A 3299-nucleotide genomic window follows, 5' to 3' on the forward strand; every position below is an offset into this window, starting at 1 on the left:
CCCGTCTGCTTGGAAGGAGTGTCATAACCGAACAAATTCCACCCCAGATTCCTGAAAAGCCAGGCACAAGAAAATTGGTTATATCAATAAAAACTCTTCCTTTTTCTCTTACTAATGTAAATTATCACTTTATTTCCGCACAAAAAAGACTCTTTTTTGCACATTCCTTCGGAATATCCCTCTCCCCCTTTCCGAAAGAATGTGCTAAATTTTTTGTGAATTATTTCAGAATGGGACATGGGTGATTTCCAGAGGGGGGACGAGGACGTGATTCGGTTTCATGACTTTCAGGTCGATGTCCAGACATATGCCCAGCGGGGAAAACAAAACGACTTTCCCCTTCTTAAGCGGTGCCCTCATTGCCAGGCAAAACGACCTCTTTATCGCCATGGGTACTACGAACGAAATGCCGTGACGTCACATCAGTCTTATCGCATTTGGATCGCTCGGTATCGCTGCCCGGAGTGCAGGAGGACGGTGGCCGTGTTGCCTTCATTTCTTCTCCCCTATTTTCAGTATACGTTGCCCACCATATGGAGAGTGGTGAAAGAACGGTTGGGCCTGACTCCGAAACGGGGGATGGAGGAGGCTCCACTCCTTCCTACGGATGAAGGGGTTTTATTTTATGTCCGACGTTTATTCCGAAATTTGAACCACCTTCATTGGTTTTTTGCGGAGCGCTGGAGAAAAATTGGTCCTGCCATCGCCCAAGCGAGAGAACGAGCCCTATGGTGGATCCAGACGATGGAGGAGATCGGCCTCTTTTTCGTCATCCAAGAGATATGGGAGCACCGATCGACGCATCTTTTTGCACGTACATTCAGTTCCTGATTTTACTTATATCCCCTTATATGGAATCATTTATAGATTCCACAAACCTTTCCTCTCGACGGTCGGGGGAATGATCCGATAGGATAGAGACAGGATGGACCGATAAGGTCCTAGAATGGGATGAACGAAGGAGGAGATCGAAATGAATGAGTCGATGAGACAGGAGATCGCTTTATTTCGGTATGGATTGATCGCTCCATTGGTGAATGGACAAGTCGATCCAAAAACGTACTTGAAGGAAGTAGCGGAACGGATCCATCAAGTTCCCCACCATGGAGAGAAACGCATCGCCGCCAAAACGATCCTCGACTGGTGCACGCAGTACAAAAAAGGGGGCTTTGAGGCGCTGAAGCCGAAACGACGGTCGGACCGTGGCCATTCCCGGAGGCTGTCACCTGAAGAAGAGGATCACATTTTAGCCCTGAGAAAAAAACACCCCCACATGCCCGTGACGGTGTTTTACCAACACCTTATCGAGCAGGGGGAAATCCAATCCATCTCTTATTTCACTATATACCGACTTTTAAAAAAATACAACCTCGTGGGGAAAGAAATTTTACCGATTCCTGAACGAAAACGATTCGCGTACGATCAGGTCAATGAGCTCTGGCAAGGTGATTTGTCCCATGGCCCGTTGATTCGCGTGAATGGCAAAACGCAAAAAACGTTTTTGATTGCCTATATCGATGACTGCTCGCGGGTCGTGCCGTACGCTCAGTTTTTCTCTTCCGAGAAATTTGACGGGTTGCGGATCGTAACCAAGGAAGCGCTGCTTCGATACGGAAAGCCGAAGCGAATTTACTCGGATAACGGCAAGATTTATCGGGCGGAACCCTTGCAGTACGCCTGCGCGGAGTTAGGGATCACCTTGATCCATACCCAGCCGTACGATCCGCAAAGCAAAGGGAAAATCGAACGATTTTTCCGCACCGTACAGACGCGGTTTTACCCGTTGCTCGAAATGAATTCACCGAAGTCGCTCGAAGAGCTAAACGAGCGATTTTGGAAGTGGTTGGAGGAAGATTACCATCGAAAACCGCATGCCTCGTTGAACGGGAAGACGCCACATGAAGTGTTTCAATCGCAAGTCCATTTGGTGTCGTTCGTCGAGGATTCGGATTGGCTCGACTCGATCTTTTTGAAACGCGAATACCGTAAAGTGAAGGCCGATGGTACGGTCACGTTGAACAAGCAGCTGTATGAAGTTCCGCCCCGGTTCATCGGACAATCGATCGAACTCCGTTATGATGAACAAGGCGTGTATGTGTACGAAGACGGTCAACGGGTCGCCGAAGCGGTCCTTGTTCGCTTCGAGGACAATGCCTATGTGAAACGCCATCGGTCACCGTTTGCGGCGGTTCCGGTAGAGGGAGGCGAAAACGATGTATAAAACGTTTTATTCCCTTTCCCGAGAGCCGTTTTCGAAGGAGACGAATCCACCAGAGGCTTATCAAGGGGCCTCGTATCAAGAGGCCCTCGCCGCTTTGGACTACGTGAAACGAACAAGAGGGATCGGGCTATTGATCGGTGAACCAGGGGCCGGCAAGACATTCGCCCTTCGGGCGTTTAAGGAATCCCTGAATCCGTCACTGTATCACGTCGTTTATTTTCCATTGTCAACGGGAAGCGTGATGGACTTTTATCGCGGCCTTGCCTTCGGGCTCGGGGAAGAGCCGAAATACCGCAAGGTCGACTTGTTTTATCAAATCCAACAAGGGATCGAGCGCTTGTATCATGAACAACGGGTAACGTCAGTGTTCATCCTCGATGAAATGCATTTAGCGAAGGATGCCTTTCTGCAGGATATCGCGATCCTGTTCAACTTTCACATGGACTCAACGAATCCGTTTGTCTTGATTTTGGCGGGGCTGCCCCATTTACAGGCAAAACTACGGTTGAATCAACACCGTCCGCTTCACCAACGAATCATCATGCGATACCAGATGGGGCCTCTTGATAAGGAAGAAGTGGTAGGATATATCGAACACCGCCTGAAACAGGCGGGGGCGAAACACCCGATTTTTACCCCAGCTGCCTTAGAAGCGATTGCCCTGCAGTCGCAGGGGTGGCCGCGGATCATCAACAACCTCGCCACCACTTGCCTGTTATACGGCGCTCAATTAAAAAAACATATGATTGACGAAGACATTGTGCGTATGGCAGCCGAAGAAATGGGGTACTGACACAGCAGGGGCTGATCGGCCCCTGTTATGTTTCATCCCGATCCATCCTCATTCTAGTTAATCATCCGAAATAATGTGCAAACGTTCGGAAATAATCTGCAAAACCTGGAATAATTCGCAAAGATTTTGCACATTATTTCCGAATCCGTCCGAAATAATTTGAAAAAGGGATTCTGAAATAATGTGCTAATTTACACCATACAACAAAACGATCCGTCAGTGCACACTCGAACATGATCGATACGCCGAGACGATCATCGCCTGCGGAGAAACGTTCGATTCTGT

The 3299-nt window shown here is 48.7% G+C and carries 3 protein-coding genes and 1 pseudogene; all 4 read left to right on the forward strand.

Annotated elements, in window-relative coordinates; genetic code table 11:
* Positions 1-245 (forward strand): annotated as a pseudogene (locus U1T56_RS23890) (hypothetical protein); the annotation flags it as partial.
* A 22-nt stretch (positions 246-267) separates the two neighbouring features.
* Positions 268-831 carry a DUF6431 domain-containing protein gene (locus U1T56_RS23895; RefSeq protein ID WP_011229674.1) on the forward strand — a complete coding sequence of 188 codons (564 nt, stop codon included), beginning with the start codon at positions 268-270 and terminating at the stop codon, positions 829-831.
* A gap of 142 nt (positions 832-973) precedes the next feature.
* On the forward strand, positions 974-2221 hold the full coding sequence (locus U1T56_RS23900; RefSeq protein WP_011229853.1) for an IS481 family transposase: 1248 nt from the start codon (positions 974-976) through the stop codon (positions 2219-2221).
* Positions 2214-3014, forward strand: a complete 801-nt coding sequence (locus U1T56_RS23905; RefSeq protein ID WP_011229854.1) for an ExeA family protein — start codon at positions 2214-2216, stop codon at positions 3012-3014. Before U1T56_RS23900 ends, U1T56_RS23905 begins: the two co-directional genes overlap by 8 nt.
* Positions 3015-3299: the final 285 nt, after the last annotated feature.

Origin of the sequence: Benzoatithermus flavus (assembly GCF_037908215.1) — a bacterium.
GTDB lineage: Bacteria > Pseudomonadota > Alphaproteobacteria > Geminicoccales > Geminicoccaceae > Benzoatithermus > Benzoatithermus flavus.